The organism is Alkalihalobacillus bogoriensis ATCC BAA-922 (assembly GCF_000621445.1).
Taxonomy (GTDB): Bacteria; Bacillota; Bacilli; order Bacillales; family Bacillaceae_F; genus Bacillus_AO; species Bacillus_AO bogoriense.
In genome coordinates this window covers 190698-206509 of record NZ_KK211279.1, presented here as the reverse complement: position 1 = coordinate 206509, position 15812 = coordinate 190698, and the positions used below count along the sequence as shown (strand labels likewise).

The window sequence follows — 15812 nt, the reverse complement described above, 5'->3', positions numbered from 1 at the left end:
GTAAATCTAGAGATGATGTAGTGACTATGTAAAATGATACTGCCTTCCCTAAGGTCAACGTCAACAGTTTTTTCAATAGTTGATAGGCATATGGCTAATGAAGGACAAAACTCGGTTGAAAAAGAGCAAAAGTGTCCTTCATGAGTGTAATGAAGGACAAAACTCGGTTGAAAAAGAGCAAAAGTGTCCTTCATAAGTGTGATGAAGGACAAAACTCGGTTGAAAAAGAGTGAAAGTGTCCTTCATGAGTGTAATGAAGGACAAAACTCGGTTAAAAAAGAGCGAAAGTGTCCTTCATTAGCCTAACAAGTGCCAAAATATTGTTCAAAGACGGTCAATATCTCGTTCATTTATTAATAGTAAGAACCTTAAATTATTGCTTGCTAATATTTTAATTTAAAGTATAAAATTTATTAATCTCATTTCATTTTAGTTTTAAAAAACAGTAGCGAAATATCTAGGTCGTCTTCCTGTGAAACTTTTTCCTACTATTATTGCTCTAATAGGCGAAAGGAGTTTTGGAAATGGAAAAATACAATTTAGTTTTAAATGCGATAAAGGGGGATGAATCCGCCTTTGAATTACTTATCAAGCAAGAGAGTAGTAAATTGTATAGAACCGCGTTTTTATATGTGCGTAATAAAGAAGATGCACTAGATGTTGTTCAAGAAACGGTATATAAGGCGTATCAATCGATTACACGGTTGAGGAATCCTGAGTATTTCAGTACGTGGCTTATAAAAATATTGATTCGAACAGCCTTCCGATCCCTTGAAGATAAGAAAAAGTGGAAACTTCTTGATAGTGAAACGGTAGCTGTTTTACTTGAACAACGACTTCCTGACCGAAGTGAGCAGCTAGATTTAGTAGATGCGCTGTCTCTTTTAAATGAAAAATATCAAACTGCTATTATATTATTTTATTTTCATGATTTATCGATCCATACGATAGCCGAAATGATGGACAAGCCAGAAGGCACAATAAAGACGTACCTCCGTAGAGCAAAAATGGAGTTGAAAAAGATATTAGAAGGAGATTATCATTATGAACAAAAAATGGTTTGAGGATAAGACAAACGGTATTGATGTACCAATAGATGAAGTATATGCGGTAATAGATAGAGCCATTGATAGAGGAAAGAAACAAAAAAATAAGCGGAACCGTACAAAATTTTCGCTTTCTATTTTATCAGCAGCAGCAACTATGATTCTAGCGTTAGGCTTCGTTTTTTCACCGGTTACAAATGTTTTAGCTAATGTCCCGATAATTGGTGAGTTTTATGAAAGCTTTAACAAAAGTATTGGACAAGTAGTAGAAAAAGAACACTTAGTGACGGAGATCAATCACACAGTAACTGACAATGGTGTAGATCTCACACTAACAAGTGTATTTTTTGATGGAATTTATATTGGCATAACGTTTCGAGCGAGTGGGGAAGATCTATTTAGTAATAGTGAGCTAGGTGAGGATAATTTTACTTCTGAATATGATTTTTACTTATATGAGGAAGGACCGGTGAGAGTAGGATGGGGTGGAGAGCATCATGGACTTCAACAGATTGGTAGCGATTATATAGGAGCAATCGAGTTAGAATTTCCAGAAAAGGAACTTCCAAAAGACTTTACTCTTCCCATTACGTTTAATTCTATCGGCGGAGTTGAAGGAAACTGGACATTTAATGTGCCCGTTGCTCAAAATCCACCTCTGACAATTCTACTTGGTAAAGAACTTACAACGAAAAATGATTCTCATACTTTGACGTTACAGTCAATGACGCTTGGAAAATCAAACATGGCATTATACTATGAGACGAATATTTCAGAGGATATACTTAAGTTTGAAATTTTTGATGATAAAGGGAATGAGATAGTTAGTGATTCGCTCCACAGTATAGGGAACGAGAAGGCTGTTTTTACAACTGGCATAAAAAGTGAAACAAAGTATTTACTAATATATCCTACAGATTATCGTGATGGAGAAATTGTCTCGTTAGAACCATTAAAAGTAAATATTTCAGATTAATAGAAATGGAGACAGGCTGATGATATAATCGTCAGCCTTATTTTCATATAAGAATGTAAAAAAAATTGGTATAGATTTGAAGCTTTGAAAGCTTATTCTAGAAGAGCGAAGGCTCGCACTTTGCATTGACATATAGGAAAATTGACACATTTAACTTCAAAAATGTTATTTACTACATAGTAAAAATGTACTATAATAAAGGTAATTAAAAAGGCAAACTATGTGAAAGCATAGGACGCAAAGCCACGGGTCTAAACACAGTATGATAGCCGGGTTGCATGATATTATTGAGTAAAAAACTGCTGTGAAGCAGTTTTTTTTGTTTTTAACTTCAATACTAATTCGTAATTCCCGACATTCCTGTTTTCGAAGCAATGTCGATTTTTATTGTAAATGGTCTATATTTAATTTATTTTACCAAGTAGGTGAGCTAGTTGAAGCTTATATTATATACAATTTTATATCTAGTTCCAGCTGTTATTTTTATCTTTTTGGCTGGCATGGTTTATAGTAATAACCCAAAAAGTAGAAAGCATATAACGTGTAGTTTATTGTTTCTGTTTTCCTCACTGTGGTTTATGGGCACTTTTACCTATGTACTTGTTTATCCGAGATTTTTTGATTTTATTTTGATTTATTGGATTAATGGTGCGGTAATGATCGCAGCATTATTGTCTTTACATCTGTGGTTATTAAACACAAATATGTATGATAAGAAAAATGGAAAATGGTTTAAGCTATTATTTCTACCAGGTATTTTGAGTTTACTAACCCTTCCTATTCATTCTTGGATGATTTATTGGAATGAGACATATTTAACGTTCACCCCTGGCCCAGGATTACTTATCATGTGGGGACTTGACTTTTCTTATCTTGTTATCAATATCGTTCTAACTGTAAAAGAAATGAAAAAGGGAAATAAATCAGCAAAATTATGGTTTGTGGGGATTGTGTTGTTTTTTGTTTGGTCATTTGTGTTCCTTATAGCGAGCATCCTTTTGCAAAATACAAGTTTTAATTTCTTAAGTTATATTGTTCCACATGGGTCTTTATTTTGGGCATTTGCGATTTTTCTGAGTATGTCAAAATACGATTATTTATCGTCATATGAAACCCGTTATAATATTTTGTTTGAACGTTCACCACTCGGAATTATTATTATGGATAAAGAAGCGGTCATTCTTGAGGCGAGCCCACTGGTCTCGAAATATTTTGGTGTTGAAAAAGAAGAACTTCTGCATTCGCCAATCTTATCGTTTCTCGGTGGCGTGGATAAGGAAAAGTTTATGAGAGAGCATGAAAACGGATTTGATAATCAAATTAAACTCGTTGATTTTGAAATCAACTTTACCAATCCAGTTGGAGAGCAGTTAACCGTATTAATTGATTCGGATTTTATAATGGTAGAGGGAAAGCCACTTCAGTTCGTTATTGTCAAGGATATTACTGAAGCAAAAGTAAAAGAACAAAAGGTCCAATATCTGGCTTACCATGATTTATTAACAGGGTTACCAAATCGGGCAGCGTTTGAGAACCATATTCTCAAACTATTGAACGATAATCTGAAATTTAATCTAGTCCTTATTGATTTGAATAAATTAAAGCTAATTAACGATAGTTATGGACACCAAGCAGGTGATAAAGCAATTCAACATATTGCAACAATTCTAAAAGAAATCGCAACAGGTCACAATCATGCTGCTAGATTAGGGGGAGATGAGTTTGTTCTTTTGCTTTGTCCGAATGAGACAGATCAGTTAATTAGAAAAATTCGTGAACAATTAACCATTCCATTATCACTTTCAATAGAGCAACAAATTAATCTTTCGGCTAGTATTGGGGTTGCTGAGTATCCTTATGATGGCACAACAATGGACCAATTGTACAGTGTTGCAGATAAGCGCATGTACAATGATAAACAAAAATCAAACAAGGAAAAGTAAGGAATCCACATGGTTGGGTTCCTTTTTTACATCTACCATTGAAAAAAATACTTTAACCCTAATGTAATGGAAGTATAAGAAACGATGGCAACAGCAAACGTTGGAAAATGGGCATCACGTTCTTTTGGTAGCTCATTTTTTAATACATTTAATAGCATGGCTCCAGAAATAAACGCAAAAATAATCGATTGTGTCACAGCGGAAAACTGAGTCAACATCGCAATTAGCCAACCGATACAAATTCCTGAAGCGAGAACATATCGCCCGACTTTATTATAGCGTTCCGGACTTTTTCTCCATAAATCATGAGCAACTGCAATAAAGTGTAATCCAATGGCCACACTATAAAACAACGCTTGAATGCCCTCCACAAAAGAAGCTACGACAGTATAAGCTATTAACATGTTATACAATGTGAAAAAAATCGTTTGCAACCAAAAATAAGCTTGGCGATCGGCAATTCCTTTCTCGTTGGCATCAGAGACTTTTTTTTCAACCCCATAAAATAATAATAATCCTAATAGACCGATAAAATAGAGTTCTGATTCCATCGCAAAGGTATGTCGATATTCATGAAGTTCCTGCTGTTCACGATGAAGTGAAGGCAAGACATATACAAAAACATACGATACAGCAAAGCCACCTGATAATGATAGCCATCGTAATCGTTTTATTCGGTCAGCAGGAATGAGCTCATTTGCTAATAGGTGAATGGCAATAAAAAATAGACCCATTGCTAAAAGATCAAAAGACAAAATGATTCTCTCCTTTACGTCTATCTATCTATCTATCTATCCCCTCCATACGAAATTCAAAACTAGTAGGACGTTTTATTTTTCAATGAGTAGGATATAGGAGAGAAAAGGTGACGATAGGGGGAGAGAGATGAAGAAAAGTACTGAAAAATTCAACGTAGTATTTTGGGTGTCTGCTCTCATTATATTTGTCTTTATTGTCTTTGGTGTTTCAGTGCCAGATACACTTTCTACGTACGCAGAAACGGCATTTGACTGGTCTACTACTTACTTTGGTGGGTTTTATTTAGTAGTAACCATTTTCTTTATTGGTTTTTGTTTATTTTTAGCTTTGAGTCGCTTTGGGAAAATAAAGCTTGGAAAAGATGACGATAAACCGGAATATAGTTATTACAATTGGATTGGGATGCTATTTTCAGCAGGGTTTGGGGTGGCCCTAGTGTTCTGGGGAGTTTCAGAACCAATTATGCATTATTCATCCCCTCCACCAGGATATGATGGTGAAACAGAAGAGGCCGCCAATATAGCCATTCAATATTCTATGTTCCATTGGGGAATACATCAATGGGCTGTTTTCGGTGTGATTGGACTCGTTATTGCTTATTTCCAATTTCGAAAGGAGAAGGAAGGGTTAATAAGTGCGAGTATTGAGCCTTTATTAAGTAAGAAAAAGCATAGAATAAATGGTTGGCGTGAGACGATTGATATTTTAGCTGTTGTAGCGACAACAACAGGAATTGCCACAACGTTAGGATTAGGTGTCATGCAAGTGAACGGAGGGCTCAATTATACCTTTGGTCTTCCCGACAGTACAGGAACACAAATGATGATTATCATATGCTTAATGATTGCCTATTTGGTTTCAACATTAACAGGTTTAAATAAAGGAATTCGGTTGTTAAGTGTTGTCAATTTATCAGTGGCGTTTCTACTCTTGGCATTTACCTTAGTAGTTGGGCCGACTTTGCATATGGTTAACACGTTTATTTATGGAGTTGGGGGTTATGTGCAAAACTTTATCGATATGAGCTTTAATGTCAGTCCTTATGAAGATGGCGATTGGCTTAGTGAATGGACAATCTTCTACTGGGCGTGGGCGATGGCTTGGTCTCCATTTGTAGGAACTTTTATCGCGCGCGTGTCTAAAGGAAGAACAATTCGAGAATTTGTTGTTGGTGTTTTGTTTGTCCCTCCACTTGTGGCGGTTGCGTGGATGGCTATTTTCGGTGGGGGAGCGTTATTTTTTGAAAAAGAAAAAGAAGTGGCGATCGTTGAAGCAGTTCAGAATGATGTGACAAATGGACTGTTTGTGACATTAGAACAGTTTCCGTTTGGATTTGTACTCGCTATTATTGCGATTGTTTTAATCTTCTTTTTTCTTATTACCTCAGCCGCATCAGCGACATTTGTATTAGGAATGATGACATCCAAAAACCCAATACAACCTGGAACCGGTATTCAAATAGTTTGGGGCGTATTAATGACGGGGATTGCTGCGATATTGCTAATTGCAAGTGGTTTAACAGGATTGCAGACGGCATCATTAATTACAGCGTTACCGTTTTCGATTATTATCGTGCTTATGTGTTTTGGGTTATTGAAGGAGCTTAGAAAGGAAAGGGGGTAAGGGATGTAAAGGCAGACTTCTTTTTCATAACTTCCAATATATAGTTGACACCCAGTTATCTGAAGGATATATTATATATAACCAATTGGTTATATATAAAGTGAGGATAAGAAGATGCCAGATATTTATCGTGCATTAGGGGATTCAACACGAAGAAGAATTGTTATGATGCTGAAAGAAGGAAGTAAAACACAAAAAGAAATTGTCGAAGCGTTTGAAATTTCTCAGCCAGCCATTAAGAAGCATTTGACAATTTTACTAGAGGAAAGCTTGATTTCAGAACGATTAGATGGGAAGTACCGTATTTATTCATTGCATGTCAATAATCTCCATAATGCCTACGAAGAAATGCTTCAGTTTATTGGAGAATTACTGGATGCTCAACTTGTTAGTCTAAAAAACTATGTAGAAAAAGGAGAGGTTCGAGATGAAAAAAAGTAAGGACTCCATTAAAAGACAACTTGTTATTCATGCATCATTACAAAAAGTATGGGATGCAATGACCAAAGCGGAACATTTGAATCGTTGGTATACAAAACATGCAGAAATTGACTTTCGTGTTGGCGGAAGAGGATATTTGAATCATGGCTGGGGAGCGACATCTGAAGGTGTTTTTACTGAAATTGTGCCAATGGAACGGTTTGTTCTTCAAAGTCTAGATGGAGATTTTACAACGATTACGTCTTTGGAAAAGGTTGAGGAGGGTATTTTGGTGAGTATTGAATATCAGGCTTCCTATATTGGAGAAATGGATAATAGTACAAAGGAAAACATGATGTTTGGGACAAGTCAATTTTTACAAAACTTAAAAAGTGTTTATGAAGAAAATATCGATATTCGTGCAATGATGTGGAAAACATCCATTGGAATATTACATACCACTAGCGAGAATAAAAAAGGAACAAGAGTAGTACAAGTGAAGGAAAACTCAGCAGCAAAAGAAGCCGGGCTAAAACCTGAGGATATCATTATAGCACTAGACGGAGAATAGATTGAAGGCTATGAGTCATTTGAAAAAAAATTAAACGAGAAAAATGTTAATCATACAGTTACTCTAACAATAATTAGGAACGAGGAAAAAATGGAGATTCACAGCCTTGTTCATGCGTATCCTGTGCCTTATTAACATGTGCGCAATACTAGTCTTCAAGAATAGGGAGTAATGGGAATTGCCAGTTTGTCACACATTCAAAGAGTTTGTAATATCCTTGCTCTCCAGAGTCGTCTTTGGCCAAATATTCACATTGTTGAGGGCTGTAATTAAACATATGTTCGACTTCATCATCAGAAGATGTATAGTTACTCATATCAGGGATTACGTCAATCCCACCGCTATTTTGACTGCTATTATAGCGGGAATATAAAGAATAGACAATGACTCCTTTTTCTGAATGGTCGATAACGACTCTAATTTTACTTTCATTATCTGTTCCCGCTATTTCCATAAATTCTTCTAACAAATGTACGTTTACAATTTCGTTATCCTTGTAGACAATGTCCGATTCTCTCGGTACATATTCAGACTTTACACCTTCTTCTTTAGCTTGTTCTTCTGTTATTGTTTCTCCTTCACTAACATTATTATTGTATTCGAATTGATTGCTTGAAGAGGGTTCAGATGAAGCGTTGCTGCAACCGCTGAGAACCAGAAAGCTTAGGCTAATGCTTGTAAAGAAGCTTAATGCAGATTTACGATAGTGAATGCTCATTAGTACACCTCCTTTTTAAAAATTATTACAACGTATTGTTTGAAAATTAAGACTATTACTGTGGAATATTATACCATATAAGGTAGGGGGGATTGAAGAAGGATAGTATAATAAGTAAATATATGAAACAATTTTATTGCTTCTAATCATTAGTCTTTAGCAGACAGTAACGGACATCTATTCCGCTATATTAATAAAAATTAATCTTTCCCAAAAGCTATCGGACATATGTTCCGTTATCATAGGAAAACACGATGGTTTTAAAGCTTATTTCGGGCAAATAGCGGAACAAATGTCCGTAAAAAATCACAATCACCTTGTTTTTACTTCATTTGCGGAACATATGTCCGAACGGTGGATCCAGTTAAACAATAAATTGTATGCTACATCAAAATGGAATATTAAGGAATAAGTTAATAATTCTAAATTCAGGATATACTCCAGGAGGAAAATCTATGAGAGCATTCGAACAGCTTGTTCGCTTTGGTTGGGAGCAGGCTCTATCGTGTTTGTTTCCGGTTGTTATTTTTACTTCTTTGGCTGTAACACAATTTATATCACTTCCATTGTTACCGCGTTATGATTGGCTACTCATCATTTGTCTTTTCATGCAGTGGGCCATGGTTAAGTCTGGTCTTGAAACAAAGGATGAACTTCTCGTGATTACTTTGTTTCACTTTATCGGGCTAGCTCTTGAGATTTTCAAGGTACATATGGGGTCGTGGAGTTATCCGGATGACGGTTATTTTAAAATATTGGATGTACCTTTGTATAGTGGGTTTATGTATGCAAGTGTTGCAAGCTATCTTTGCCAAGCTTGGCGCAGGCTTAAGATTGATTTAGTAAATTGGCCTCTGTTTGGGGTTGTTGTTCCACTTGCAGTCGCTATATATTTGAATTTTTTTACTCATCATTATTGGATTGATGTTCGCTGGTGGTTGTTTGGACTAGTGATTATTGTCTTTTTTAAATCCTGGGTTATTTATGAAGTTGGGGGAACTCGTTATCGGATGCCAATTGTACTTTCATTCTTTCTTATCGGATTTTTTATTTGGATAGCTGAAAATGTGGCAACCTTCTTTGGGGCTTGGGAATATCCGAATCAAACAGAGGCATGGAGTCTAGTCCATCTCGGTAAAGTAAGTTCATGGTTATTATTAGTCATTGTTAGCTTTTTAATAGTAGCGATATTAAAGCAGGTGAAAGAAAAGAAACAGGGGAAGACGGAGTTGACGCAAACAATGTAAACATCGTTTCTTTTCTTTTTGTGAAAAAGCTTTTAAAAAACAATCAACATCGCCCATACTACCTAGTAGTTTCATCTGAAATGATATAATTTTACAACAAGAAGGGGGAGCGTTGATGAATATTAAAAAGACTTCATTTGAAGCTTATTTATTTGTTCATTTTATTCATAAAGAAACGAGCAGTCCTGATGGGGAGCAAGTTTATTTTTCGGTTAGTTTGGATGGAATTCATTGGGAAACGTTACATGAGCAAAAGCCGATTTTAACATCAACCATTGGAGAAAAAGGTGTGAGAGATCCGTTTGTTATCCGCTCCGCAAAAGAAGAGAAATTCTATTTAATTGGGACCGATTTATCGATGTATTATCGGAAAGACTGGGAAGAAGTTCAGAAGTTTGGTAGCCAGCATATCGTTGTGTGGGAATCGGATGATTTAGTTCATTGGTCAGACCAACGCTTAGTGAAGGTTGGACCAGAAACAGCTGGATGTGTGTGGGCACCGGAAGCGATTTATGATAAGGAAAACGAGGAATTTTTTGTGTTTTGGGCTTCTCGTGAAAACTATGGGGCTGATAAACATAAAATCTATTACGCGAAAACAACTAACTTCATATCCTTCACGAAACCAAGAGTTTATATTGAAAGAGAAAATCATGTTATTGATACGACGATTATCGAGGAAGACGGTAAATTTTATCGGTTTTCTAAAGATGAAACGGTGAAAAGCATTACTGTAGAAGTTTCAGATTCATTGTGGGGACCGTTTACTGAACTGGATTCGAATTTAAAAGAGGTAATTGGAGTAGAAGGTCCCGCATGTTATAAAGTAAAAGGGGAAGAGCGATGGTGTTTACTGTTAGACCATTATGAGAATGAGAAAAAATACATCCCTTATTTTACAGATGATTTAGCTAGTGCACAATTCACAAAAAGTAAAACCGATTTACACATTCCGGTTAAATCCAAGCACGGCGGTGTGATACAAATTACGTTGGAAGAGTATGAGCGCATAGTCAAAGCTTTTGGTTGATAAAAAAATAAAGAATAAAGTGGAAATAAGCCTCCAAATTAACAGGGGCTTATTTTTATGTTATGTGAGCTTATGATTAGGTTACCCCCAGCCACCACTTATTGAATGATTTTCGTATTCACGCACTTTTCCATAATGCTGGTCGCGAGTCACAAAAAAGGAAATACCAGAACCGATCAAAAAAAGAATGGAGCCAAGTAACAATAGGGCAGAGGCACCATAATTAAGTCTAGAATTCGTAAGTTCAGAATTGTGGTAAGACATGCTAAGCCCTCCTTACTTGAATACAGTTATATTCGTATCATATGCCTTATACCTTTATTTCGTTTTTCATATGTCATAATCTAGGCTTTCATTTTCCTATTGACTATCGTGTTACACCACACTTTACGATAGTCTTACTAGCCCAATAGGAGATGAACTTATAATGGAAATGTCAAATGGATTAGGGAAGAAATATTCTTTACAATCATTACTTGCTTATGCGGCACCTACAATCGGTTTGATGGTGTTTATGTCGATATATACGATGATTGATGGTATTTTCGTTGCGCGGTATGTGAGTGCGACAGCGTTATCGGCGATCAATATTTTCTTTCCTTTATATGGACTTGTGATTGCTATCGCGTTAATGCTTGGTACAGGTGGAAGTGCAATCATTGCGAGGAAAATGGGAGAGGAAAATTATGAGGAAGCAAGACGGAATTTCACTTTTATTGTGAGTTGTGGTACAGCTATTGGATTCGTTATCTTCGTTATTGGTCTTCTTTTTATTACCCCTATTTTTCAAATGCTTGGAGCGGGTGCGACAGAAGAATTATTTAAGGAAACTTACACTTACGGAAGGATTATGGTAATGACTAGTCCTTTGATCATTTTACAAATGTTGTTCCAGCTGTTTTTTGTCACGGCAGGGAAACCGAATTTAGGTTTGACCGTTACGGTTTTAGGTGGGGTGGCAAATATAGTATTGGATTATGTTTTTATCGTTGTAATGGAAATGGGGATTGCAGGTGCTGCTATTGCTACGGCTATTGGGATCGCCATACCGGCTTTCTTTGGACTTGTCTACTTTTCTTTGTATAAAGGTAGTTCTTTATATTTTGTTCGACCTCGGTTTGATGGAATATTTTTACTTTCTAGTTGTATCAATGGGTCATCAGAAATGGTCTCCAACTTAGCCTCTTCTGTTGTTACAGTCGCATTTAACCTTCTTCTTCTTAAATATATAGGAGTGGATGGGGTGGCGGCCGTGACAATTATGCTATATGTGATGTTTATTTTAGGTGCTGTTTTTATGGGGTACTCAGCAGGAATTGCTCCGATTATTAGCTATAAATTTGGAAGGAAAGATGAAGTGCAATTACAAAAAATCTTTAAATCTAGTTTGCTCATAGTGAGTGTAGGTTCAATTATTGTATATGTGCTTGCTTTGTTGTTTGGACCGTATTTTATTCAAATTATGGCTGCCAAAGGAAGTAATGTGTACAACATTGCAGTGGATGGCTTTATCATTTTTGGGGTTTCTTTTTTGTTTATGGGCATGAACATTTTTATATCCATGTTGTTTACAGCTTTATCGAATGGGAAAGTGTCGGCTACAATTTCACTACTTCGAACGTTCGTTTTTGTCATCGTTGGTCTGTTTGTCTTACCGTTAATTATGGGAGTCAATGGAATATGGCTCGCGGTCCCATTAGCTGAATTTTTGTCTATTCTCGTTTGTGCGTGTTTCTTATTCCACCAAAGGAAATTTTATCATTATTTTTAACAAGACTATGGAGAGGCAAACATAATGAAAAAAACGTATAAATACTAGGTTGGAACTTTTTTTATGTCTTAGCCTTTTTTTTGTTTTGGAATAGGACATTTCTGTTTTTCATACGGTAAAAAGAATAAAAAAGGAAGGTGACAGCATGAAAGGTAAAAAACAAAATCAAGTGGTTTTCTACACGATTCACTCGTCAGCGCTCAAACGATTTTTTGTGATTGATTGTCTAACGGGAACGAGTGTTTATTATGCTGTAACCTATGTGTCAACTAGTGCGATTGCTGGGGTTATTGGAAGTGTTGCAGCAGTCGTTGCTATAAAAAGAATTCCGCTTTTCTTGCCAACAACATAGAACATTAATTCATTACTTTGACAGATAGCTTGATTAAATACTTTTCGTATCCTTGAACAGATAAGTCATCTAACAAAATATCTTCATAAAAATACCCTTCTAAAATAACGTTGTTGCTTTGTGCATATTCAATTATCTTTTTAAAACTGTCACTAATAGTAGTGTAGCCAGCTGTATGGTAGGCAACTAAATAAGTCCCTTTTTCCGCTGTAAAGTTATAATAATCAGTTTCGGTGACTCGTGTGAACAGATAATCATAATAATCTAACTTTCCATCGAATACGGTTTTCGTGTCAATCATCCAACCTGCTAAATGAAATGTGTTGATTTTATAATACATTAAACAGTCTATATGTTGAAAAATGGAATCATATATATTTTTTTCATCTGTTATCGCTTTTGCTTCTGTAACAATAAATCTTTCTTTTTGTCTTTCTTCAAATGTTATTACAGAGGTGTTTATTTTCATTGCTTCTTTTGTTAATTTTGATTTTTGTAAAATCATATTTTGAACTTTTTTTAAGTGTTGGATTTTCTTATTAAGATTATCTGCTTGTTTGTCTAGTAATGAAATAAACTCTTTAGGTGATTTATGATTTAAATATTCTTTAATTTCTTTTAAAGACATTCCTAATTCTTTTAACGTAGTAATAACATAAAAAACTTCGGATTGATAAATCGAATAATATCTATAGCCGTTTTCTGCTATAAATTCTGGTGAGAAGATTTGAAGTTTATCGTAATGAAATAACGTATCTTTGCTCACACGCATTAACTTTGCGAATTGTCCGGTTGTTAGATGGATTTGTGGGTTGATGTCCATTGGAATTATATCTCCTTGAATTGATGACTTTAGATTTGACTCTTCTATAATAGGATTCTTTTCATGTTTTAATATAATTGTCTCTTTAAGTCAAGAAGTCCTATATTCGGGTTTTGATTTTTAAAAGATAAGAAAGCATTCCTGTATAAAAGTTTTGATCTAGCAGTGAAGTTTTGAATGCTTATTCGAGAGAGAGAGAAAACTGCGGGTTTCACCCCAAGAAGAGCACTTGGGTTCACTGTCAAAAGCGGGCAGGGCTCCGCACTTCGCTTGAAAGAAAAGACGCTCCGCGTTTTTCTCCTTGTGTATAACAATGCTCTAATAAATGAGTACTATGAGACAGCCAGAAAAGTTCCAAGTGAATCATTCAACACTTGGGCGGGTTTATCGCGTTAGCAATTTTGTTGTTTATGGTAAGTAAGCGGCCATGAAAACCGTTATCTGTGAACATTGCTAGCGTGTTGGAACGTTGGAGGACACAGGAGCCGTTATTCATAATATATCGCTAGGAATAGAGTGGCTTTTGCGTGAATATGCGCTCCTGTGGCCGCTAATAAACGGAAACCCGTATCATGTTCACAAATAACGACTACTCTGACCGCAAAAATGGGACATGGGATGTGTTTGTTGTTTCATCATACACTTCACTTGAAACGAAAAGACGCTCCCGCGTTTTTCTTATTTCTAATCTTTAAGAAGGATGTAGCTTTATACAGTAGTTAACTGTATAATAATGTCTATCAAAGCCTCATCATTTTTCTGTTTTTTTCGACTTTTTATGATGTGTGAAAATAGGAAAAAATGAGGTTAATGCAGTAATGGAGGCACTCTTATATGTATAAAAAAATATTGCAAATTGGTTCCATCGTTCTCATGCTGTTTTTAATTATTTACTTGGGAACGTTAATTGACTGGGTATTTAAACCCGTTATCGTATTTTTTCAAACTTTATTTTTACCAATTCTCTTAGCGGGCATTTTGTTTTATTTATTCCGACCTATTGTCCGATTGTTAAATAAAAAAATGTCAAGAACGCTTGCCATCCTCTTAGTGTATGTCGGCATTCTTGGACTTGGCAGTGGGCTCATTTCTTTTATTGGTCCAGAACTACAAAGGCAGTTTTCTAACTTAATCGTAAGTATGCCAGTTATTATTAGAGACCTCCAATTGTTAATTGCAAGTATTCAAGATAATGAGTTTATTCAACGCTTTGGTTTAGGTGATTTCTTTAATTGGGAAGACCGGATTGAAGAAATTGGAGTAGTTGTGGCTGGACTCGTCGGCGAAATCATTTCAAATACAATGGGCTTTATCGGAACAATATTTAGTACATTATTAATCTTAATTATTGTTCCATTTATTCTTTTTTACCTATTAAAAGAAGGCGAAAAGCTCCCGAATTATTTATTAAATTTTATAAATGAAGATAAGCAGGATAAAGTGAAGCCGATCTTAACGAATATGGATGAAACATTAAGTAATTATATTCAAGGTGTATTGATTGTTTGTTCTTTTATTGGTGTTCTTTATTATATTGGGTTCTCAAGTATTGGCTTAGAATTTGCGCTAATCTTAGCGATTGTTGGTATGGTGACAAATATTATTCCATATGTTGGGCCGTGGATTGGTGCTGTTCCGTCTGTTATTGTCGCGTTACTTCATTCGCCAATGCAAGCACTCCTTGTTTTGATTATTGTTGTTGTCATTCAGCAAATCGAAAGTATTTTTGTACAACCACAAATTATTGGTAGGAAAATGTCCATTCATCCAGTTACGGTTATGGCTTTGGTGCTTGTGGCAGGACGCTTTATTGGAATTGTTGGAATGGTGCTTGTCATTCCTACTTATGCGATTGGAAAGGTCATTGTGACTCATTTGTATCGCTTGTGGAAAGTGAGAAAAGAGGAAAAAATAGTTTAATTCATGACAAATAGCGTAAAAACAAGGGAAGGATGTTAATTGGACATCCTTCTTTTTTGGTTTGTGGTTTTTACGGAAATTTGTTCCGCTATTTTAAGGGAAAATAATATTTTACATATGAACGGACATACGTTCCGTTAAAGTAACAGGAAAGTGAATTTCCGTTGCTGGTGTAGTTAAATAGCGGAACAATGTCCATAATGTGCCGCATGGAAAGATATTTTTTTACATGACGATATGAACTACACGAGAGCCCACACCAACTTAAAAAACAAAACATACTATGTCATTGTAATTATTAAAAAACAAAGGAGATGTTAGAATGGGTGCAGTAGCAGGTTACGGCGGAGGATTCGCTTTATTAGTCGTTTTATTTATCCTTCTAGTTATCATTGGAGCTAGCTGGGTAGGTCCAGGATACGGTTACGGCTATTAATATTTACTGATAAAAGAGGGGCCATAATCGGCTCCTTTTTTCGTTTACACAAAGTTGCCATATCCCCGTTTATTTATTTTTGTGCTAAGATAGAATATAATTTGTATTTTATTCTTTATAAAAATAACAAACTCATTATTTGAAAGCGTTACCAAGTAATAGGACAAGGACAAAGGA

Annotated in this window: 16 protein-coding genes and 1 riboswitch; of the genes, 12 read left to right on the top strand and 4 right to left on the bottom strand. The window is 35.6% G+C overall.

All coding sequences use genetic code 11. The annotated features are described in order from the left end of the window. Positions 1-524 precede the first annotated feature (524 nt). The 3 genes from T323_RS0121905 (at position 525) to T323_RS0121895 (ending at position 3965) form a co-directional block, all read left to right on the top strand. The gene (locus T323_RS0121905) at positions 525-1064 is read left to right on the top strand and encodes a sigma-70 family RNA polymerase sigma factor (protein ID WP_026675192.1); all 540 of its coding nucleotides are present in this window, start codon (positions 525-527) and stop codon (positions 1062-1064) included. Further along, the gene (locus T323_RS0121900; RefSeq protein WP_026675191.1) at positions 1045-2022 is read left to right on the top strand and encodes a DUF4179 domain-containing protein; all 978 of its coding nucleotides are present in this window, start codon (positions 1045-1047) and stop codon (positions 2020-2022) included. The genes T323_RS0121905 and T323_RS0121900 overlap by 20 nt, the downstream gene beginning before the upstream one ends. Before the next feature lie 202 nt (positions 2023-2224). Then, positions 2225-2304, top strand: a riboswitch (cyclic di-GMP riboswitch). Positions 2305-2456: 152 nt separating this feature from the next. Next, complete coding sequence (locus tag T323_RS0121895) at positions 2457-3965, top strand: sensor domain-containing diguanylate cyclase (RefSeq protein WP_026675190.1); 1509 nt, start codon at positions 2457-2459, stop codon at positions 3963-3965. A gap of 32 nt (positions 3966-3997) precedes the next feature. Here the strand turns inward: T323_RS0121895 and T323_RS0121890 are convergent, their stop codons facing one another. Continuing rightward, positions 3998-4720, bottom strand: a complete 723-nt coding sequence (locus T323_RS0121890; RefSeq protein ID WP_026675189.1) for a DUF3270 family protein — start codon at positions 4718-4720, stop codon at positions 3998-4000. Positions 4721-4850: 130 nt separating this feature from the next. Between T323_RS0121890 and T323_RS27415 the strand changes: the two genes are divergently transcribed. The 3 genes from T323_RS27415 to T323_RS0121875 all read left to right on the top strand — a co-directional run bounded on the left by T323_RS27415 (position 4851) and on the right by T323_RS0121875 (position 7338). After that, positions 4851-6347, top strand: coding sequence for a BCCT family transporter (locus tag T323_RS27415; RefSeq protein WP_035179610.1), 1497 nt, complete (start codon positions 4851-4853; stop codon positions 6345-6347). Positions 6348-6461: 114 nt separating this feature from the next. Continuing rightward, complete coding sequence (locus T323_RS0121880; protein ID WP_026675188.1) at positions 6462-6788, top strand: ArsR/SmtB family transcription factor; 327 nt, start codon at positions 6462-6464, stop codon at positions 6786-6788. Next, a complete protein-coding gene (locus tag T323_RS0121875; protein WP_026675187.1) occupies positions 6775-7338 on the top strand; it encodes an SRPBCC domain-containing protein in 564 nt (187 codons plus the stop codon). Before T323_RS0121880 ends, T323_RS0121875 begins: the two co-directional genes overlap by 14 nt. Positions 7339-7486: 148 nt before the next feature. Here T323_RS0121875 and T323_RS0121870 read toward each other — a convergent pair whose 3' ends face one another. Further along, positions 7487-8056 carry a hypothetical protein gene (locus T323_RS0121870; RefSeq protein ID WP_026675186.1) on the bottom strand — a complete coding sequence of 190 codons (570 nt, stop codon included), beginning with the start codon at positions 8054-8056 and terminating at the stop codon, positions 7487-7489. A gap of 455 nt (positions 8057-8511) precedes the next feature. On the opposite strand from T323_RS0121870, the gene T323_RS0121865 reads away from it, so the two are divergent. Continuing rightward, positions 8512-9303 carry a DUF817 domain-containing protein gene (locus T323_RS0121865; RefSeq protein WP_026675185.1) on the top strand — a complete coding sequence of 264 codons (792 nt, stop codon included), beginning with the start codon at positions 8512-8514 and terminating at the stop codon, positions 9301-9303. 115 nt (positions 9304-9418) lie between these two features. Further along, positions 9419-10333 (top strand): glycoside hydrolase family 43 protein, encoded by a 915-nt coding sequence (locus tag T323_RS0121860; protein ID WP_026675184.1) that lies wholly within the window; start codon positions 9419-9421, stop codon positions 10331-10333. Between the two features lie 81 nt (positions 10334-10414). On the opposite strand, the gene T323_RS0121855 is transcribed toward T323_RS0121860, so the two are convergent. Next, complete coding sequence (locus T323_RS0121855) at positions 10415-10597, bottom strand: hypothetical protein (protein ID WP_026675183.1); 183 nt, start codon at positions 10595-10597, stop codon at positions 10415-10417. Between the two features lie 163 nt (positions 10598-10760). On the opposite strand from T323_RS0121855, the gene T323_RS0121850 reads away from it, so the two are divergent. Continuing rightward, positions 10761-12104, top strand: a complete 1344-nt coding sequence (locus T323_RS0121850) for an MATE family efflux transporter (RefSeq protein ID WP_218971045.1) — start codon at positions 10761-10763, stop codon at positions 12102-12104. Between the two features lie 145 nt (positions 12105-12249). Beyond that, positions 12250-12456 (top strand): hypothetical protein, encoded by a 207-nt coding sequence (locus T323_RS0121845; RefSeq protein WP_026675181.1) that lies wholly within the window; start codon positions 12250-12252, stop codon positions 12454-12456. A 4-nt stretch (positions 12457-12460) separates the two neighbouring features. On the opposite strand, the gene T323_RS0121840 is transcribed toward T323_RS0121845, so the two are convergent. Next, positions 12461-13279, bottom strand: a complete 819-nt coding sequence (locus T323_RS0121840; protein ID WP_026675180.1) for a MerR family transcriptional regulator — start codon at positions 13277-13279, stop codon at positions 12461-12463. Positions 13280-14113: 834 nt separating this feature from the next. Between T323_RS0121840 and T323_RS0121835 the strand changes: the two genes are divergently transcribed. Together T323_RS0121835 and T323_RS28565 are read left to right on the top strand one after the other, a co-directional pair. Beyond that, positions 14114-15199, top strand: a complete 1086-nt coding sequence (locus T323_RS0121835; protein WP_026675179.1) for an AI-2E family transporter — start codon at positions 14114-14116, stop codon at positions 15197-15199. A 322-nt stretch (positions 15200-15521) separates the two neighbouring features. After that, positions 15522-15635, top strand: a complete 114-nt coding sequence (locus tag T323_RS28565) for a YjcZ family sporulation protein (RefSeq protein WP_084309367.1) — start codon at positions 15522-15524, stop codon at positions 15633-15635. Positions 15636-15812 lie beyond the last annotated feature (177 nt).

Excerpts from the sequence above, each read along its gene's own strand:
- T323_RS0121840 (WP_026675180.1), bottom strand. The coding sequence starts at position 13,279 with ATGGACATCAACCCACAAATCCATCTAACAACCGGACAATTCGCAAAG.
- T323_RS28565 (WP_084309367.1), top strand. The coding sequence starts at position 15,522 with ATGGGTGCAGTAGCAGGTTACGGCGGAGGATTCGCTTTATTAGTCGTT.
- T323_RS0121850 (WP_218971045.1), top strand. The coding sequence starts at position 10,761 with ATGGAAATGTCAAATGGATTAGGGAAGAAATATTCTTTACAATCATTA.
- T323_RS0121845 (WP_026675181.1), top strand. The coding sequence starts at position 12,250 with ATGAAAGGTAAAAAACAAAATCAAGTGGTTTTCTACACGATTCACTCG.
- T323_RS0121900 (WP_026675191.1), top strand. The coding sequence starts at position 1,045 with ATGAACAAAAAATGGTTTGAGGATAAGACAAACGGTATTGATGTACCA.
- T323_RS27415 (WP_035179610.1), top strand. The coding sequence starts at position 4,851 with ATGAAGAAAAGTACTGAAAAATTCAACGTAGTATTTTGGGTGTCTGCT.
- T323_RS0121880 (WP_026675188.1), top strand. The coding sequence starts at position 6,462 with ATGCCAGATATTTATCGTGCATTAGGGGATTCAACACGAAGAAGAATT.
- T323_RS0121865 (WP_026675185.1), top strand. The coding sequence starts at position 8,512 with ATGAGAGCATTCGAACAGCTTGTTCGCTTTGGTTGGGAGCAGGCTCTA.
- T323_RS0121870 (WP_026675186.1), bottom strand. The coding sequence starts at position 8,056 with ATGAGCATTCACTATCGTAAATCTGCATTAAGCTTCTTTACAAGCATT.
- T323_RS0121875 (WP_026675187.1), top strand. The coding sequence starts at position 6,775 with ATGAAAAAAAGTAAGGACTCCATTAAAAGACAACTTGTTATTCATGCA.
- T323_RS0121860 (WP_026675184.1), top strand. The coding sequence starts at position 9,419 with ATGAATATTAAAAAGACTTCATTTGAAGCTTATTTATTTGTTCATTTT.
- T323_RS0121905 (WP_026675192.1), top strand. The coding sequence starts at position 525 with ATGGAAAAATACAATTTAGTTTTAAATGCGATAAAGGGGGATGAATCC.
- T323_RS0121835 (WP_026675179.1), top strand. The coding sequence starts at position 14,114 with ATGTATAAAAAAATATTGCAAATTGGTTCCATCGTTCTCATGCTGTTT.
- T323_RS0121855 (WP_026675183.1), bottom strand. The coding sequence starts at position 10,597 with ATGTCTTACCACAATTCTGAACTTACGAATTCTAGACTTAATTATGGT.